Source organism: Amphritea sp. (assembly GCF_050300915.1).
GTDB lineage: Bacteria > Pseudomonadota > Gammaproteobacteria > Pseudomonadales > Balneatricaceae > Amphritea.
Genome location: NZ_JBNKYN010000008.1, coordinates 1 through 17,443, shown reverse-complemented (window position 1 = coordinate 17,443; position 17,443 = coordinate 1). Strand labels below are relative to the sequence as shown.

Here is a 17,443-nt window from a genome sequence, read left to right as displayed (position 1 = left end):
CTCTCCGGTGAGCATGACAAAACCGCTGTTTCCCTGAATGCCGTACAGCAGATGAGCCAAAGCATCCCGGTGTTGGGCGCTCATATAGAGATAACCCGGATCGGGAGCGATCGCGAATGGTGATGAGGTCAGTCCGAAATAGTGGTTATACATTAGCCTAACCCTGGCGATACAGACTCTATCAAAGATATGCGATAGATCACCCAGAGTAAAGGCGCGCAGTGAGACCGCGGAGCAATTGTTTTATAAGCGCTTACTGCCGCGCTTAACTTTTCTCTTCAGGCTGTTCATGCAGTGAAGAGAAGGCTTGCAGTGCCGCCTGACGTGTAACCTTAAGGTCAGCAATGGGTAATGGATAGCTTGATCCTAATACCACACCCGCTTGATTGAGAACCCCGTCCGGGGCGCTCCAGGGGCAATGTATGTAGCGGCTCGGTAACGCCTTAAGCTCTGGCAGATAGCGCCGTACATAGTGGCCATCCGGATCGAATTTCTGCCCCTGAGTCACCGGGTTGAAGATTCTGAAATAGGGGGCTGAGTCTGTGCCACACCCCGCCACCCATTGCCAGCTGGTGCTGTTGGAGGCCAGATCGGCATCGACGAGGGTATCCCAGAACCAGCGGGCGCCGTGATGCCAGTGCTGCAGTTGATTCTTCACCAGAAAGGAGCCCACCAGCATGCGTACCCGGTTATGCATATAGCCGGTCTGCCACAGCTCGCGCATTCCGGCATCGATAATGGGGATGCCGGTGCGTCCCTGCTGCCAGCAGCGATAATGTTTTGCTTCGTGTTTCCAGGGGAATTGGTTGAAACGCTGATTCAGGTTTTCCGTGGTCATAGCCGGGTTATGGTATAGCTGATAGTAAGAAAATTCGCGCCAGGCGAGCTCCTTCAGAAAGGTATCCAGCGCCTCTTCCAGGCCGGGCTGGTTACCCCGCTGTTGACTGTAATACCAGATCTGTCGAGGCGATATCTGTCCCCACTGCAGGTAGGGTGACAGGGTTGAGGTTCCCTCCAGTGAGGGAATATCCCGGGCGTCCTGATACTCTCTGAGCCGCTCTGAAGTGAATTGTTGCAGCCGTCGCCAGGCTGCATCTTCGGATATATCCCAGTGATCGGTGATGCGATTTTTCCAGGGGTGATGAGGAAGAAGATCCAGTTCGGTCAGGCTGAGCTGCTGTGGAATGGGTTCGTTAAACAGTGTCAGCTCAGGTCTGCAAAGGGGTTCTGCCGGTGGTGCAGCATTCAGGCAACCGTTGCGATAGAACGGGGTAAATACTTTGTAAGCGGTGCCATCGCCTTTGCTCACCTGCCAGGGTTCCCACAGCAGTGAGCCATTATAGCTGAAGACCTCCACACCCTGACTTTTTAGGGTTTGCTTAATCAGGCTGTCCCGGGCGATTGCGTGGGGGGTATAGCAGCGGTTCCAGAAAATTGCTTTCGCTCCGGTGTCGTTAACCAGCTGTGTTAAAACGTCCACAGGGTTGCCTTTGAATAGCCTCAGCTGGCCATTAAGTTGTTGATGCATATTGTCAAGACTGTGGTGCAACCAGCAACGGCTGGCAGCACCGGGTGCCCAGCTGTCCTGCTGGGAGGTGTCGTCAATATATACAGGAATAACCCTGCCTTGCTGAGCGGCATAAAACAGTGCAGGGTTATCCGCCAGTCTGAGGTCATGGCGAAGCCAGACGATGATAGCTGTAGTCAACGTTTATACCTGATTGCGAAGGCCAAGGTGCGCCGGATAGGGTTCCAGATAGCGCTGAGCACGGATATATTCACTGCCATTCTGGTTGATATAGTGCGATAACAGAGTCATTGGCGTGACCAGATTAACCTCACCCAGGCGGTATTGTTCGAATACGTTGAGAATGTCCTGGCGGGCTGAGCTTTCAACACTCTGTTTCAGATAGCCCATGATATGTTGCATGACGTTGCAGTGTGACCCGCGGGACGCCGGTTTATTAATTGCAGCCATGAACTGTTGGTGATAGGTCAACAACAGTTGATCCAATGGCTTGTCGTGAGCAACCGCGAGCATTTTACCCAGTTCGCGATAGGCGGTCTGGTTGTGCGCCATCAACAGATATTTATAGCTGCTATGGAACTGCAACAGCTTGTGAAAGCTGGGTTGCTCCGCGACCTCTTTACGAAAGTTATGATGCGCAAACACCCGCATCACGAAGTTTTCCCTCAGTTGTGCATCGTTCAGCCTGCCGTCTTCCTCAATGGGAAGATTGGGATAACGCGCCATCATTGCCTGGGCGAAGAGACCGGCGCTACGCTGCTCATGGGGGTGTCCGGAAGCCTGGTACACTTTAACCCGCTCCATGCCGCAGCTTGGGGAGTCCTTTTTCAGGATAAAACCATCTAGTTGCTCGCACCGTTGCAACATCGGCTGACAGGCATCCATGAGTTGTTTGCTCAGATTTTGCTGCGGGTCTGCTGAGTCCGGCAATGGGCGGGAGAAAATAAGACGTGGATTATGCGGATCACCCGCCAGGCGCATTGTTGGCCGGGGGATGCCAAACCCGGCAGCGACTTCGGGACAGAATGGCTGAAATTTGAAATGTTTTGCCAGTTGATTCTGACAGATACGTGACTGGCTGTGGCCTCCGTTAAAGCGAACCTGCTCTCCGATAACGCAAGCGCTGATGCCAACGGGTATATCGGTTGTTTCGGATATCCGATTCATAATGGCTCCTCAGTAATAACGGATTTTCGATTATTACGTCATAACTGTAACAACAGATCAAACCGTTTTGCTGAGCAAGTGGTGTGCTCTGAGATGGCGTAAATGGGAGGGGGACAATGTGGTTAAAAAACAGACAAAAAGATTGACTGAATTGGTTGGTTATATATAATGGCCGAGTAATTGAATCGGGTATTAGTCAGTTTGTATTGATTATCTGCTCTCTCTCACTCAGATACTACATACTTTACGATGCTTCTCCGATGATGTTCACTGCTGTGGCCAATTTTTTCATCCCGCAAGTTTGAATATTAATTGACCTCTTTGAAGCCGCTGTAGTCTACAGCGGCTTTTTTTTAGCTGAATTTTCCCTGATTCGCTTAGCACTCCTTTAGCTGTTGCTGTCGCCAGCACCCGCCTGAATAGCGGTCAGGGCGATGGTGAAGACGATGTCATCTACCAGAGCTCCCCGTGACAGGTCGTTGACCGGTTTGCGCATACCCTGCAACATCGGCCCGATGCTGATCACATCGGCACTTCGTTGCACCGCCTTATAGGTGGTATTGCCGGTGTTGAGATCAGGGAAGATAAACACCGTTGCTTGTCCGGCAACTGAGCTGCCCGGTGCTTTTGATTTTGCTACGCTTTCCATCACGGCTGCATCATATTGCAGCGGGCCATCAATCAGCAGATCCGGACGTTTCTCCCGGGCGATGCGGGTCGCCTCCCGAACTTTCTCAACGTCAGCGCCCTGGCCTGAGCCCCCAGTGGAATAGCTTATCATCGCCACCCGGGGAGGGATGCCAAAAGCGATGGCTGATTCGGCTGACTGGATGGCAATATCCGCCAGCTGTTCTGCATTGGGATCCGGGTTGATAGCGCAGTCACCGTAGATCAGCACCTGTTCTGGCAGACACATGAAGAAGATTGATGAAACCAGGTCGCAACCGGGCGCGGTTTTAATCAGCTGCATTGGTGGTCGGATGGTATTAGCGGTGGTGTGTTCGGCGCCGCTGACCAGACCGTCTACATGGCCCATCTCCAGCATCAGCGTACCCAGCACGACATTATCCTGAAGTTGCTCTTCGGCGATAATCGCTGTCATCCCTTTATGACGACGCAGTTCGACCAGCCGGTCGATATAGTCCTTGCGGATGAGCTGAGGATCACTGATGGTGACATTGTCGTTGAGTATCACCCCCTGATTTTTGGCAATCTGCAAAATTTCTTTGGTATTTCCCAGCAGCACACAGCGGGCTATCCCTCTTTCGGCGCAAATCACCGCGGCTTTAACGGTGCGAGGCTCGTTACCTTCGGGTAGTACAATAACCTTATTCGCCAGGCGGGCCCGTTTGATGAGCTGATAACGGAAAGCGGGTGGTGAGAGGCGACGCTGGTAATGGCAATCCACCAGTGTGGCCAGCCACTCGCGGTCAATATGGGCCGCCGTTGCTTCTTTAATATCGCGAATACGGGGCAGGTCATCCGCCCGGGTTTCCTGGTTTAGCTGGGTCATGGTCATCGCCGTTTGCCAGCTATCCAGAGGGATACTAATGATTGGCAGGCCAGACTCGCAGGCGCCAGCGCACAGCTTGAGTACTGCCGCTGAGGGGGTGAATCCACCGGTGAGCACCAGTGCCGCCAGTTCGACGCCGTTCACTGCCGCCATACAGGCCGCAACGATCATATCGTCCCGGTCACCGGGGGTGAACACCAGGGTGCCGGGGCGTAGTTCATTTACGGCATTTGCCACCGTTCTGGCACACATCGTGATTCTGCTGATCCGACGGGTTGCGATATCGCCGGTATTGATAATCGATGCATTCAGATAATCAGCGATATCTTTCACCCTGGGAGTAATCAGGTCGCGGTTCCAGGGAATGCAGCCGAGCAGTCGAAACTGCTGGTTGAAGATCGTTGCGTGTTCGCGAATCACCTCCTCAGTCAGGCTGTGGGTGACGGTGTTGCTGGTACTCAGAAAGGGCTGCATATGCCCTTCACGGTTAACCGGGGCGCCCAGCTTGCTGAGAATGCAGCCAAGCAATTGTTTGTTTTTGATGCCACCGTATGCCCGTGCAGTAATGTCGATATGATCCTGCAGGGCCTCTACGGAATCGTTCCCCGGAGTGGCAACCAGTACCACTTGAGCATCCAGCGCTTTGGCTATCTCCTTATTGATACGGGTGGCATAGGGCTGGCTTTCCGTATGTACCATCCCTTCAATAATCACTACCTCGTTATCGGCTGGCAGACTTTGTTCATAACGGGCAACAATCTGCTCCAAAACCTGGTTGCCTTTATCCTGGCTGACCAGCTTCTCAACGTCACGAATAGGCACCGGTTCAGCGATCGGAGAGGTGCAGTCCCCTTGTAACATGGCAATGGTTGTGTCGGTGAGATTGCCATTGCCCTGGGCTATCGGCTTAAAAAAATGAACTTTAATTCCCTGGCGGTTCATCGCCTGAAACAGGCCCAGTACAGCGGTAGTAAGACCTGCGCCGACGCCAGTAGGCGCGAGGAGTAATGCTTGAGACATCAGAGTTCCTTAGGGTCGTTAATGACCTTAGTTCGTTCCCGGCACTTAATTCGGGAGTGAATCACATTATTAAAAAAGGAACCAGATCTGGAAGAGTTGTTATCGACTGGTATGACTGTCGATTCTACGGGGTTGGCGGAAAAAATTACAGCTCTTAGATTTAACTTTATTACTCAGATAGAGGAGGGCTGAACAGGCCGCTGTGAATGCAGGCCCCAAATTGTTGGATTAAACCGTTTATCACTGAGGTTGCCCTGGCTGATGCTCACTATCAGCGACTTATTAAGCCGGTCAGTGAATAAAGGCGATCAAAAAGTGTGCGAAATATAGTTATTAATGGCGACGGCCTGTTAAATTCAATAATTTGATAGCTGTTCTTAATATTTAACAAAGTTATCCCCTGAAAAGGGTAGTCTTAGAAAGTTTGAAGCTGATAAACCCATCTTTAAGGCATAGATGCCACGGTTTTTTACTGATTTATATCATTAAAACAATGTATTACGTAAAAATTCACCGGCGTGTCGGTGTTTTTATAAACGGCTTAAGCCGGGTGGAAAAAAGCACGCTTATCGTTTGTGTTGCTTTTTTATGAACAGACTTGCTTCCTATTTTTACTTTGTGATGTTAAAAATAACGAACATCTACCCCTTGGGTGGTAGATCCGTTATTCAGGTGTTTTGCAGCAAAAGTCAACTAATAGATTGGCTGTGAAATGACGGAAAGCCTGAGCCATAAGACTTAATAATAAAAGGAATAGAGATAGTGAAGAGAAGAGATCTGCTTAAAGCGGCGGCAACCGGTATTGCTGCTGCACCACTGGCCCTGTCATCCACTGCTGTGAAGGCCGGCGACAATGTTCGTTTGCGGATGCAGACTCTGTACGGTACAGAGACTGATGAGCTTTACAAAATGTTTGCTAATGATGTTAAAGCGGTATCTGACAAGAGTGTGCGCATTCAGCGTTTTCGTGGTTCAGAGCTGGTGCCAAATGATCAGATGCTGGATGCGGTGTCCAAAGGCACCCTGGATATGTGTCAGGGATATGCCGGTTACTGGGCGGGTCAGCTGGATATAGCCAAGATTGAGTCGGGTATTCCCGGTGCCTGGGCCAGCTATGATGAAGCGATCTACCTGCACCAGAAGCAGGGCCTGACCGCGCTGCTGGAAGAGGCCTATGCCGAGAAAGGGGTTAAATATCTGGGCGCCATTTTTGGCGGCCCTTACGATCTGCTGACAACTAAGCCGGTGAAAAGCCTCGAAGACTTGAAAACCATGAAGATCCGCGCCACGGCAACGGTTGCCGGTATTCTGGAAAAATTTGATATCCCAACCGTTTATCTGCCCAGTCAGGAGCTTTATGTCGCCCTGTCTACCGGTGCCATTGATGGCGTGATCTATGGTGGATCACTGGAATATAAAGCACTGAAACTGCACGAGTCTGCTAAATATTATACCTACCTGAACATGATCAACCCAGGTTATGCCGACGGTATGCTGATCAATATGAAGAAGTGGGAATCGCTGTCTGAAGATCAGCAGAAAGCTCTGGAACTGGCTACCGCTAAGCACGCGGTGAATATGCATGCCTGGAACGTCAACGGCTGTCTGGATGTAAACGGCGAGGGGATTTTCGAGTTTGCATCTCTGCCTGAAGCGGATTCTAAAGCGCTCACCGCTGCAGCCATGGATGTCTGGAAAGAGGAAGCGGCTAAGTCGCCACGCAATGCTAAAGCGATTGCGGCCATTACTGCGACGGCTAAGGCGACCGGGAGAGTCTGATGGCAACACTTTCTCAATATCTTGCGTTTCAGGACCGGGTATCTGAGTGGGTTGGCCGGACCTTCTGCTGGTTGTGTCTGGCCATGATTGCAGGACTTTGCTACGAGGTGACGGCGCGTTATCTGTTTAACAGCCCCACCTCGTGGGCGCACGAATCGACCACCATGCTGTACGGCACTTTCTGCATACTGGCGGGGGTTTATACCCATAAACATCATGGCCATGTACGCAGTGAAGTGATCTATAACCTGTTCCCTGAGCGGGGGCGGGCCGTGCTGGATGTGATTACCGGCCTGATCGGTCTGGTGGTGTTTTCAGTGTTCTTTTACATAACCTTCAACTTCGCTGCCGATTCCTGGGCGATCAGAGAGGTGTCCTCTAAAAGTACCTGGGGGCCGGTCGTGTATCCCTTTAAGTCTGTGCTACCCCTGGCGGTGGGGCTGATGATTCTGCAGAGCATCGCTGCGCTGATTCGCAGCTTTATGGTAGCGATCGGGATTCAGCCAGACGCGCAAGTCTGATTCGGGTTGTTTTCCGGCTACGGCTCTGTAGCTCCCTCTATCTGAACCGGTAGGCAATCTGCTTGCTTACTGGTCAGTCATCATTTAAGCGAAGGTGTATTTGTGTTAGATCTCGATCCCTTAGTGGTTACCTTTGGCATGTTCTTCTCGATGCTGATTCTGCTGGCGATGGGGGCCCCGTTAACCTGGGCGCTGCTGACGGTCGGCACCGGTTCAGCGTATTTTCTGTGGGGGCCTGCCGGACTTGAATTGTTGGCAACCAGCGCTTTCTCGGCGATGGATAATTTCCTGCTGGTTGCCTTGCCGATGTTTATCTTCATGGGCCTGATGTTACAGCGCTCCGGTATCACCGATGATCTGTTTGATATGATCAATAAGCTCATGGGGGGCATACCCGGAGGTCTGGGTATGGGAACCGTGGTTATCTGTGCCATTATCGCCGCGATGGCGGGGGTGTCGGGTGCGGCAACGGTGAGTCTGGGTATTATTGCTTTGCCGTCGATGCTTAATCGTGGTTATGACAAAAAACTGGTGACCGGCACGATTATGGCCGGAGGGGCGTTAGGCTTCCTGATTCCACCCAGTGTCTTAATGATTGTCTATGCGTTTCTGGCGCGGGAATCGGTGGGTAAGTTGTTTGCCGCAGGGATGATGCCGGGGCTGATGCTCGCCGGTATCTATATGCTGTATATCTTCCTGTTTGCGCTGAAAAACCCGGAAAAAGCGCCGTCTATCTCGCTTTCTGAGCGACTGGGGGCGATTGATAAACTCAAAGCACTTAAAGCCCTGATTCTTCCCGGAGCACTGATTACCACTGTGCTGGGCTGTATTGTCGGGGGGGTGACCTCGCCCTCAGAAGCCTCGGCGATTGGTGCGGCGGGTTCACTGGTCTGCGCGGCACTCTATCGAACGCTGAACCTGAAAATGCTCAAAGAGGTGCTGATGAGCACCACTCAGCTGATGGGGATGTTACTGTGGATTACCATTGCAGCGGTGTTTTTCAGCAAGATCTATATCGGTCTGGGTGCGGGAATGCTGATCACCGAGCTGGTTCAGGATTCCAATTTGTCACCCTATCTGGTGATTGTGGCGATGCTGGCAACCTACTTTGTTCTGGGGATGTTTCTCGATGATTTTGCTATCGTCTTTATCACCGTACCGCTGTTTGTGCCGATTGTGCAGGAGATGGGGTTCGATACGGTATGGTTCGCTGTGCTGTTCATTATCAGTATGCAGACCGCTTATCTGACGCCGCCCTTTGGCTATAACCTCTTCTATATGCGCTCGGTGGCCCCGCCGTCGATCACCATCTACGATCTCTATAAGGCGGTGATCCCGTTTATTATTCTGCAGATCATTGGTCTGGCGCTGGTGGTGATCTTTCCTGAAATTGCGCTTTGGTTACCGAATCTTATATTCGGGTCCTGATGATGAAAGGGTGTGATTGAAGCATTTAAAAAGTCGTTCAAAAATCCGATGTCAGTGATGACATCGGATTTTCTGACAAGCCCGGCTCGGGCTCCAATGCTTAAGTGAACTCCATTGCGCCATCGAGTGGGCTCACTCGCTGCGGGTGATAGAGATGAATCACAGAAGGAGACTCCCGACATCCTGTCTGAGAAGCCTGTCAGGATTACGCTGTTGTCATCCTTAAACGTGGGACGGGTTTGTCATTGATTGGAAGATGAATCAATGCAGAGATAAACGCCAGCACGACCGCTGACCACCAGATGGGTTCGTATGAGCCGTAATAATCATAGATAACACCACCGGTCCATGCTCCCAAAAAGCTGCCTACCTGATGAGAGAAAAACACCAATCCATACAGGGTCGACAGGTAACGAGATCCAAAAATCTGACGAACTAAGCCCGATGTAATGGGCACTGTTCCTAACCAGCAAAAACCGATAGCCGCGCCAAAGATACCAGCAGTCAGTTCTGTGGTAGGTATTAACACAAAAGCAGCAATCACCGCCGTGCGCACGAAGTACAGCGCCGACATCACATAATGTTTGCTATAGCGGTCTGCCATAACGCCCCAGAAGTATGACCCCATGATGTTAAAAATGCCCACATAAGCCAGTGCCATAGCCGCTGCTGAGGCAGGCAGGTTTTTATCTAACACATAGCTGGGAAGGTGAGTGGCGATAAACATGACATGGAAACCACACACAAAAAAGCCAATATGAATCAACCAGTATCCTTTGTGGGTAAACGCTTCTTTCAACGCCTCTTTTAGCGTTTGCAGGTCTTCGTGTACTGTGTGTGCGGTCTTTGTTTCTTGCTTTGCCGTATTGATGAATAATGCAAACACCACAATAAAACTACACATGACCGCGAATATCTGCATGGCACTTTGCCAATCATAAATACTCAACAATGTTTGCGTCCCGGGGATCATCGCAAACATGCCAAATGACCCGGCAGCTGTGGTCAGGCCAAAGGCTTTAGCGGCATGCTCCGCGGGCACCACTTTGGCTATCGCACCCAGTACGATCACGTAGCTGGTGGCACTTAAGCCAAGACCTACAAGCATCCCCAGTGATAGGTAGATCATGGTCGGTTCGACGGTGATCGAGGTTAAGTACAGACCCAGGGCGTAAGCGATAGCGCCTGAAATGATGATGCGCTTCGGCCCCCAACGGTCGGCGGCCATACCCACAAATGGCTGGAACGCGCCAAAAAGCAAGTTTTGCAATGCAATGGCAAAGCTGAAGAACTCACGTCCCGTGTGGAAGTAGTCGGAAACAGGCATCATGAAAATACCAAAAGATTGCCTGATCCCCAGGCTGGTAATCAAAATCCCTATACCCAGCCAAACCAGGAATGGAAACCGGAAAGTAAACATAAATTGCTCTTAAAAATGCCCGGGGTATGAGGGTGCTTTTCAGTGACGACTATGGGTTGGTGACCGCCACGGTTTATGGCTTGCACTGCCACGATTCTCTCTAACGCCTGGTAAGCGGTAGATAAAAACTAATGGCAGACGCAACATAGTTAGCAGCCTCAGTGCCTGAGCGAAAGTGGATGGAAACAAGTGCTGATATGCGCTCAACGATGAGATGGGCGCGAAGTGTAGAGAGTATTTAGAGGCGACTCAAATGATAAAAAGGGAAGTGATCTATGCAAATTATACATAGATTAAATTAGCTATGGGGAATAGCTCTGCATCGGGGAGTCGGCGGTGCAGTTGAGCCGTAAGGTAACTTCATGCTGAATGTTACCGCGTCTATTAATATGTGCGGATGCTGAAGATGCACTTATGACAGACTCCCCCTGTTTGGATCATTAACCAGGCGCAGCGGTAGCATCCGCTTCTGTATCCAGTCCCATCTCTACCACGCGCTTAGCGATTAGCTTGCTACACTCTTCTTTTACAACACTTCTCAACCATTCTTGTGCCGGTGAATGTTCACAGCGAGGGTGCCAGATCATGGAATAATCAAACGGTGTAAAATGAAAGGGCAGCGGTTTTACGATCAGCTCATAACGCTCTGAAACTAAGTAGGCTAAATCGGCAGGTACCGTGATAATTAATGGCATGGTATCCACAATCGCCAGCGCAGCTTCTAAATGATATGCCCTCAGAACCATGCGTCGTTCAGGCTTATCTTCCAGTGCCCGTTCAATCAGAGATTTAACCCCGTCACTAATGGCAATCATGGCATGAGGGAAATTCAAATAATCATCCAGACACATCTGTTTATTCGCTAGCGGGTGTTGTTTAGATAACAGGCACGATACCCCAACACGGCCCAGTGCTCCGTACTGTAATGGTTCAATAGAGTAAGTTGGGCGGCAAATAGCTAAGTCAGCCCGGCCGTAAGTCAGTTGTTCTTTCAGGTGCTCTTCTTGTAGTGGCAAAAACTCAAACGCGACATTAGGTGCTTCCTGATATATGCGAGGTAAAGCAAAGGGGAAAATCGTTTGCATTGCATAATCTGTGGTTAGAATCGTGAAGGTTTGATCACAAGAGCTGGGGGCAAAATCAAAAGGAGATAAGAGCTGCCTCAGAGACTCAATAGGTTCATCTAAAGCGCTATTCATTGATAACGCTTTCTCTGTAGGCACCAGATTCTGCCCCTGGCGTGTAAATAAAGGGTCAGCCAGCAAACTGCGCAATCGCCCCAGAACCCGACTCATCGCTGACTGGCTCAGGTTTAAACGAGCTGCAGCTCTGCTGACACTGCGTTCTTCAACCAGCACTTGCAACGCGACTAACAGATTTAAATCCCGACGATAAATCTCTTCTACTTTCATACCCAGCCTTAAGCACGCTAACAATATTGACAGTGTAACCAATAAAATACGGAAAACATCTCTAAGTTGGGAGCCTTTTATTCTGGCATCATCCGCCAGCGTACTGATGATTGTCTATACGTTGCTGGCACGGGAATCAGTGGGTAAGTTGTTTGCAACCGGGTTGATGCCTGCCGGTATCTATATGCTGTATATCTTTATCTTTGCGCTGAACAAGCCGGGAAAAGCAGCATCAATCGCGCGTTGGTTGTCCAACCTGCTGTTTAACTGGCACAGCCTGCTTGCAACAAAGCCGCTGTCTGAGCGGCTTGTTAGTTTCAGGCTTCAGGTTATGGGCTGCGAGTCAGTGCCGGTGGGTGGAATACATCGCCTTGATCCATCTGAGGCCTTCGTCTTCATTGAAGAAGATGCGGAAGTTTATCCCATGCATCATGGCGAAGTGCTCAACAATGGTATTCTCTTTGCTGTTTTCGGCATTCATATCAACATAGGCGATGGCTAATTCCGGCCATAACCATTCCTGAACGCCTTCGACAATGTTAAAGGTATCCATAATGTCCCGGCTCCCTGACAGATGGAACACGGCGAGTATCAGATTAATACCTTTTTGCTGACACTGTTGTGCTACGATCTGCCACATGTTCAGTGACTCGCGGGTAACGTCTGTTCCACTTCTTGACCCATGCACCTCAACGCGCAGATAGTCACCACATTCCGTGATGGTGTATTGGTATGACATGACCGCCTCCCTTAGCTTAGTCCGCCTATTGAAGCACGTTAATGAGTTACGACACAGTGAAAGATAGTATAGCTGTTGCGAGTTAAAGCAGTAATAGTCGTCAGTAAGGCTGGCGTTATGGCGGGGCAGGCAAAACCGATATCAATTCTTTACCCCGCCGCTCTGGGATATGTCGATTCGTAGCCTTATTGCCCTGCCACAGGCTAGCGTCCGGGCGGTCGCAGATAGTCTGACAGAGGGTCCGGCGGCGAATCTGGCGTCATCATCCGCAGTGAATCAATAAACAGATGGAACATCTCCGCCTGGGAATTAATGTCCAGCTTAGCGTAGATGTTTTTACGATGGTGTTTAATGGTTTCCGGGCTGATCTCCAGTTTCTCGGCGATATATTTCACCGCATAACCGCGCAATATCAACTGCAATATCTGGGTTTCTCTCTGGGTGAGTACTGAGCTGCCGAAGTTGCTTAGCGCACACTCCAGATGCGAGTCGAGAAAATGGTCTTTCTGTACTTTCTGAGAAAGGCTCCACCACTTCAGCAGAATCGCCTTGACGGTAGAAAAAACCCGCTGGATGAGGCCTTGCTGGGCCGCGGTAAACTTCGGTTTGTTGTCCTGACGACTGATCGACACCTGGATGCTGGCATTTTCGGTGGGGATAATCAGGCAGATCTCGTCACCAAAATTAACCAGCCGGTAGTATACCCGATAGAACTCACTCTGTTTGAAGCCATCCGGGGCGACATCCGCAAGGTTGTATACCCCCTCAGCGGGCCCGTCTGCAGCAAGACGATAGAAAGGGTCCAGCAGGTAAGCACTCTCCAGATACTGATCGATATGGATGCGAGGGTCTTCCCCTTTACGGCGTTTACGCGATGGGCAGTAGGGCTGTCGGCCCTCAGGATAGACAATCAGAGAGCTGCCATCCGCATCAACGATCCGGCGCAGGGTATCCATCAGATTATCAACGGCTTCATCATTCACCCCGTGGGTGATAATACCTGCAATGGCATCATGCCACAGCATAAGGGGCTGTTTAGCTACACGATGGAACTTCGACAAATCAGCAAACCTTAATCAACAATGTTTGGAATGGCTAATTAAAGCCTGCTTTCTGTGTGGAGACAAGGGGCTCACTGGCTGAAAGCAAAAGAAGTCATTTTCCTCTATAAAAGCCTGTTTTGCCTACTACTATTGCTGAAAAGCAGCCCTTTTGTGGACTTATCCTGCCTTTACTTAAGTCTTTCTACAAAGACGCGACCCGTTCCCGGAGATGCAAAGATCAAGTCGCCGCCTGGCAAAAAAATTCATCAACCGGATTGGTAGAGTGTTTGTTAACCCGTTTGCTTCTGTTCACTGATGCGGGTAGGTCAAACCCGATTCACCGAAAAACAGTAAGGGCACAACATGTCTACCCGTGTCGCTCCCGTGTCTTTAAGCTGGTCTATGCTTAGGTGACGCCAACGATTAGCCGTTATAGCCTCTGATCGAATTGTTAAAAATAGCGGTCAGTAGAGGTTTAGCTGGCCATGTAAACAGGTCGTCAGTGTGTCAAGTCTGGTCGTGAATGTGAAAGAGCATTGGGGTTGATTACCCTAGGCTCTCTATAGTTGGTCAATTTAAGGTATCTGTGACGATGCTTAACTATGTGCGCGGCACTCGCTTAAAAAAAACTGCGTTTTAGCATCAGAAATACAGTGCTGCCGTATTTTATAGACGAAACGCTTAGTAAGGACGTTATATGATTCAAGTACTCTCCAGGGTCTGGCCTCTGCTGCTTGGCATCGTGTTCATTATGCTGGGCAACGGTATGCACTTCACCCTGATCGGCCTGCGTGGCGGCATCGAGGGGTTTTCTGCTCTGGAACTGGCCATCGTTACCTCAGGTTATTTCATGGGGTTTCTGTCGGGTGCACGTATCTCGCCGCTGATGATCCGGCGGGTGGGGCATGTGCGTGTTTTTGCGGCGCTGGGCAGTTTCATGTCCGCGGCGTTGATCACATTCCCGCTATTAACCGATCCCTGGGCCTGGACAGTGCTACGGGTGCTGATCGGCTTTTGTATGTCCGGGGTTTATGTCACCGCCGAGAGCTGGTTGAATAACGCCGCCACTAATGAGACCAGAGGCACGGTGCTGTCAGCGTACATGATCGCGCAGACGCTGGGTATCATTGGCGCGCAGGGGATACTGACGCTGGGGGATGCGGGCACCTCCGTGCTCTTCATTGGCGCCTCGATTCTGGTATCAATATCGTTTGCGCCTATCCTTCTGTCGGCGACCTCAGTCCCTGCGGCAGAGGTTGCGCGACCGATGTCCCTGCGTGATCTTTTTAAGGGCTCACCGCTGGGCACCGTGGGAATATTTCTGCTGGGCATCGTCTACGCCACGCAATCAGGTATGGCCGCCATCCTCGGCACCCAGATCGGGCTGACAGCAACGCAGATATCACTGTTTGTGGCGATGCTGTTCGCCGGGGCGCTGGTGTTGCAATACCCCATTGGCTGGCTTTCGGACCGCATGGATCGGCGCAAGCTGATCTGCGGGGCTGCTTTTATTGGTGTTGTATCCTGCTTGCTGGGATGGGTTACCGGTGGCGCTCTGTGGTCACTGATGGTGGCCGCTTTCTTCGCCGGAGGGGTGACAACGCCGCTGTATGCGCTGTTGCTGGCCTATACCAATGATTATCTTGATGCAGAGGATATGCCTGCGGCCTCCGGGGGGCTGGTTTTTACCTTCGGACTGGGTGCTATCGCCGGCCCATTAGTAACCGGCTGGGGGATGGAAACGTTTGGCCCGTTCACCTTCTGGCTGGTGCTGTGTGCCACTTTTACTGCCATCGCGCTCTATGCACTGTATGCGCTGTATCACATGAGCAAGCGCTCGGTGGTGCCGGTGGACGAGACCGAAAGTTACCTGTCTGTGTTACCCACCGCCTCGCCGGTGGCGGTGGAAGCGGCAGGCACCTGGGCCGCCGAACATGCCCGGGATGAGGCTGAATCCCAAGAGGATAGGTAACAAGGTATCAGCTTTAGGTTTCAGATCTTAATGGTAGGGCGGGGCTTCAGTGTGCTTACGTGGAGGCCCTTTTATCGAGCGATGTTGGACGGATTAAACGTTGACTAAAAGCGATAACCTGTTTGCGCCACAGGGCATCGATCATTGTCGCGGCAGACCAATAACCGGAGAACTTATCATAGATTTCCCCCCTGTACTGTGAATAGAAACAGTCTTTCACAGGGGGGAAATCTATGTAAGTATTGAGACACTAAGGACCAAGTGCCAACCGGTTTAAGGACAATGAATGAAAATGACGCTTATGAAGGCTCATTTTGTCGCATTTCTGCAGATATACGACAGGCTGTCGTCTTTCCCCAGATTCAGAATTTGTCTCTCTGATTATTTTAGTCGCTATTTTAGTGTGTTAGGTAGCAACGTCACATATCTATCGCAGAGTGATATACGACAACTTGTCGTATTTCCCCAAAACCGTTGTCGTATATTTAGCTGTTAGAGCTCCTATGAAATACATACTACTTTTCACACTGATTTTAATTGCCGGGTGCGATACCCTCCATGGTTTGCGTTTGCCAGTGAAACCAGCATATGAAGGCGGTTGGGAATGTGTATATAACAATATTGCTTCCATCAACCTTAGAGCTGAGCCCGGAAACGAAAATCAACTATCAATATCCAGCAATGAAAGCGGTAAGTATTTGTTCTCGGTAATGCCAAACTACAGAAACCAAATGGAGCTTTACTTTATGCAAATGCACGCTGCTCCTAGCTGTGAAGAGACCAATGCTTCGCTTATAGAAATGAAAGAGTTTTTGCAGCTCATGGAAAAATATTGTGGCTATACGCCATTATCTTACGAAACTACTATGGAGTGCAGCTCTAACAAATCAATGCAGCCGACCGCTAACGCGTCGGCTGATTGAGGCGTTAAGTGTCCAAGGAGATTATGTGCAAGATCAAGTTGCGCTAGCTAAGAAAGTCCTTTCCGAAAATACAAAGGTGCTTTATGGAATATTTGGCATTATTGAAACATCTGGTTATTTTCCACCACGAGATTTCCTGAATGAGTTTTTCCTGGGAGGGAGTGATCCCTGCGATCAAGATGGAAGAATGGACAGCTGGATACCATTTGAATTGACTGCAGAGGAATACAACTTGATACAATTATGGTGGCAGTCAAAATACCCCGGTACAGTTATAAATAAACTGAATTCAGAAAGCTGGAATGATTGGGTTCAAGAAATTCTAGAAAATTAGCATGTGTAATTATCAAAAACACTTAACAAACAAAGGCAGCATCGCCCATGCAAAAAACGCATGGGCTGGACTCGCTATCGCTCGCCGCTGCTTTGGGCGTTAGTGCGACAAGCGAAGCTTGTCACAACTTGCAGGGTGAAAGTCCCTGTCGGGTAAGAGTTAGCCACTCACCCGTATCGAGTCTTGCGCGGTGCGCGGAGTCTGAGATTAGTGAGTCACTTTTCTGCGTGAGGACGCAATCAGATGAACAACCACCGTGAAGCGTAGACAGAGAATTATGTAGGCCATAGGGGGTGCCGTGCCCCTGAAGTGTTGGTATTGCTCCGAAAATAGCGAGTCTCAGTTGACCAGACTTATAACGCAGTCGAAGTCCATGCAAAGCAACCGATTAGGCGAGGTTGTGGCGAACTGGCGGAGTTATCAAACCGTGGCATGTATAAAGAGTTATGACAGGAACTTGTGAGATCCGGACGTGCTCCCAACGGAAATGGGTAGGGCTGCTGAGTAAAATACGAGGCGAACGAAGGCATCCCGGAAGTCGGATCAGCTCATAGTAGTCTGAGGGCGGGGAAACCGTCTACCTGGCGAAGGGGCTGACAGTAATATCACGGCGTTTAATAGATACATAGTCCGGACAACGTAGG

General features: G+C 50.4%; 13 protein-coding genes. 6 read left to right on the top strand and 7 right to left on the bottom strand.

Features of this window, described 5'->3' with window-relative positions; translation table 11 throughout:
- Positions 1-265 precede the first annotated feature (265 nt).
- The 3 genes from ACQY8X_RS03510 to pta form a co-directional block, all read right to left on the bottom strand.
- Complete coding sequence (locus ACQY8X_RS03510; protein ID WP_428033756.1) at positions 266-1,708, bottom strand: cryptochrome/photolyase family protein; 1,443 nt, start codon at positions 1,706-1,708, stop codon at positions 266-268.
- A gap of 3 nt (positions 1,709-1,711) precedes the next feature.
- On the bottom strand, positions 1,712-2,695 hold the full coding sequence (locus ACQY8X_RS03505; RefSeq protein ID WP_428033755.1) for a DUF523 and DUF1722 domain-containing protein: 984 nt from the start codon (positions 2,693-2,695) through the stop codon (positions 1,712-1,714).
- A gap of 388 nt (positions 2,696-3,083) precedes the next feature.
- Positions 3,084-5,228, bottom strand: a complete 2,145-nt coding sequence (gene pta / locus ACQY8X_RS03500) for a phosphate acetyltransferase (RefSeq protein WP_428033754.1) — start codon at positions 5,226-5,228, stop codon at positions 3,084-3,086.
- Positions 5,229-5,990: 762 nt separating this feature from the next.
- On the opposite strand from pta, the gene dctP reads away from it, so the two are divergent.
- From dctP to ACQY8X_RS03485, 3 genes are all read left to right on the top strand, one after another.
- On the top strand, positions 5,991-7,007 hold the full coding sequence (dctP, locus tag ACQY8X_RS03495; RefSeq protein WP_428033753.1) for a TRAP transporter substrate-binding protein DctP: 1,017 nt from the start codon (positions 5,991-5,993) through the stop codon (positions 7,005-7,007).
- Positions 7,007-7,528, top strand: coding sequence for a TRAP transporter small permease subunit (locus ACQY8X_RS03490; protein WP_428033752.1), 522 nt, complete (start codon positions 7,007-7,009; stop codon positions 7,526-7,528). Before dctP ends, ACQY8X_RS03490 begins: the two co-directional genes overlap by 1 nt.
- A 102-nt stretch (positions 7,529-7,630) precedes the next feature.
- Positions 7,631-8,956, top strand: coding sequence for a TRAP transporter large permease (locus ACQY8X_RS03485; RefSeq protein ID WP_428033751.1), 1,326 nt, complete (start codon positions 7,631-7,633; stop codon positions 8,954-8,956).
- 205 nt (positions 8,957-9,161) lie between these two features.
- On the opposite strand, the gene ACQY8X_RS03480 is transcribed toward ACQY8X_RS03485, so the two are convergent.
- From ACQY8X_RS03480 to ACQY8X_RS03465, 4 genes are all read right to left on the bottom strand, one after another.
- Entirely contained in the window at positions 9,162-10,376 is a 1,215-nt protein-coding gene (locus ACQY8X_RS03480) for an MFS transporter (protein ID WP_428033750.1), read from the bottom strand.
- 440 nt (positions 10,377-10,816) lie between these two features.
- Entirely contained in the window at positions 10,817-11,788 is a 972-nt protein-coding gene (locus ACQY8X_RS03475; protein ID WP_428033749.1) for a LysR family transcriptional regulator, read from the bottom strand.
- Between the two features lie 343 nt (positions 11,789-12,131).
- Entirely contained in the window at positions 12,132-12,527 is a 396-nt protein-coding gene (locus tag ACQY8X_RS03470) for a hypothetical protein (RefSeq protein ID WP_428033748.1), read from the bottom strand.
- A gap of 203 nt (positions 12,528-12,730) precedes the next feature.
- Entirely contained in the window at positions 12,731-13,588 is an 858-nt protein-coding gene (locus tag ACQY8X_RS03465) for a response regulator transcription factor (protein WP_428033747.1), read from the bottom strand.
- A 679-nt stretch (positions 13,589-14,267) separates the two neighbouring features.
- Between ACQY8X_RS03465 and ACQY8X_RS03460 the strand changes: the two genes are divergently transcribed.
- The 3 genes from ACQY8X_RS03460 (at position 14,268) to ACQY8X_RS03450 (ending at position 16,799) form a co-directional block, all read left to right on the top strand.
- Positions 14,268-15,542 (top strand): MFS transporter, encoded by a 1,275-nt coding sequence (locus ACQY8X_RS03460; protein WP_428033746.1) that lies wholly within the window; start codon positions 14,268-14,270, stop codon positions 15,540-15,542.
- Between the two features lie 503 nt (positions 15,543-16,045).
- Positions 16,046-16,465, top strand: a complete 420-nt coding sequence (locus ACQY8X_RS03455; protein WP_091358727.1) for a hypothetical protein — start codon at positions 16,046-16,048, stop codon at positions 16,463-16,465.
- 25 nt (positions 16,466-16,490) lie between these two features.
- Positions 16,491-16,799: a hypothetical protein gene (locus ACQY8X_RS03450; protein WP_428033745.1), complete on the top strand. Its 309-nt coding sequence runs from the start codon at positions 16,491-16,493 to the stop codon at positions 16,797-16,799.
- Positions 16,800-17,443 lie beyond the last annotated feature (644 nt).

Bases quoted from the DNA above. Each gene is read 5' to 3' on its own strand.
- ACQY8X_RS03505 (WP_428033755.1), bottom strand. From the start codon at position 2,695: ATGAATCGGATATCCGAAACAACCGATATACCCGTTGGCATCAGCGCT.
- ACQY8X_RS03455 (WP_091358727.1), top strand. From the start codon at position 16,046: ATGAAATACATACTACTTTTCACACTGATTTTAATTGCCGGGTGCGAT.
- ACQY8X_RS03460 (WP_428033746.1), top strand. From the start codon at position 14,268: ATGATTCAAGTACTCTCCAGGGTCTGGCCTCTGCTGCTTGGCATCGTG.
- ACQY8X_RS03490 (WP_428033752.1), top strand. From the start codon at position 7,007: ATGGCAACACTTTCTCAATATCTTGCGTTTCAGGACCGGGTATCTGAG.
- ACQY8X_RS03475 (WP_428033749.1), bottom strand. From the start codon at position 11,788: ATGAAAGTAGAAGAGATTTATCGTCGGGATTTAAATCTGTTAGTCGCG.
- ACQY8X_RS03470 (WP_428033748.1), bottom strand. From the start codon at position 12,527: ATGTCATACCAATACACCATCACGGAATGTGGTGACTATCTGCGCGTT.
- pta (WP_428033754.1), bottom strand. From the start codon at position 5,228: ATGTCTCAAGCATTACTCCTCGCGCCTACTGGCGTCGGCGCAGGTCTT.
- ACQY8X_RS03480 (WP_428033750.1), bottom strand. From the start codon at position 10,376: ATGTTTACTTTCCGGTTTCCATTCCTGGTTTGGCTGGGTATAGGGATT.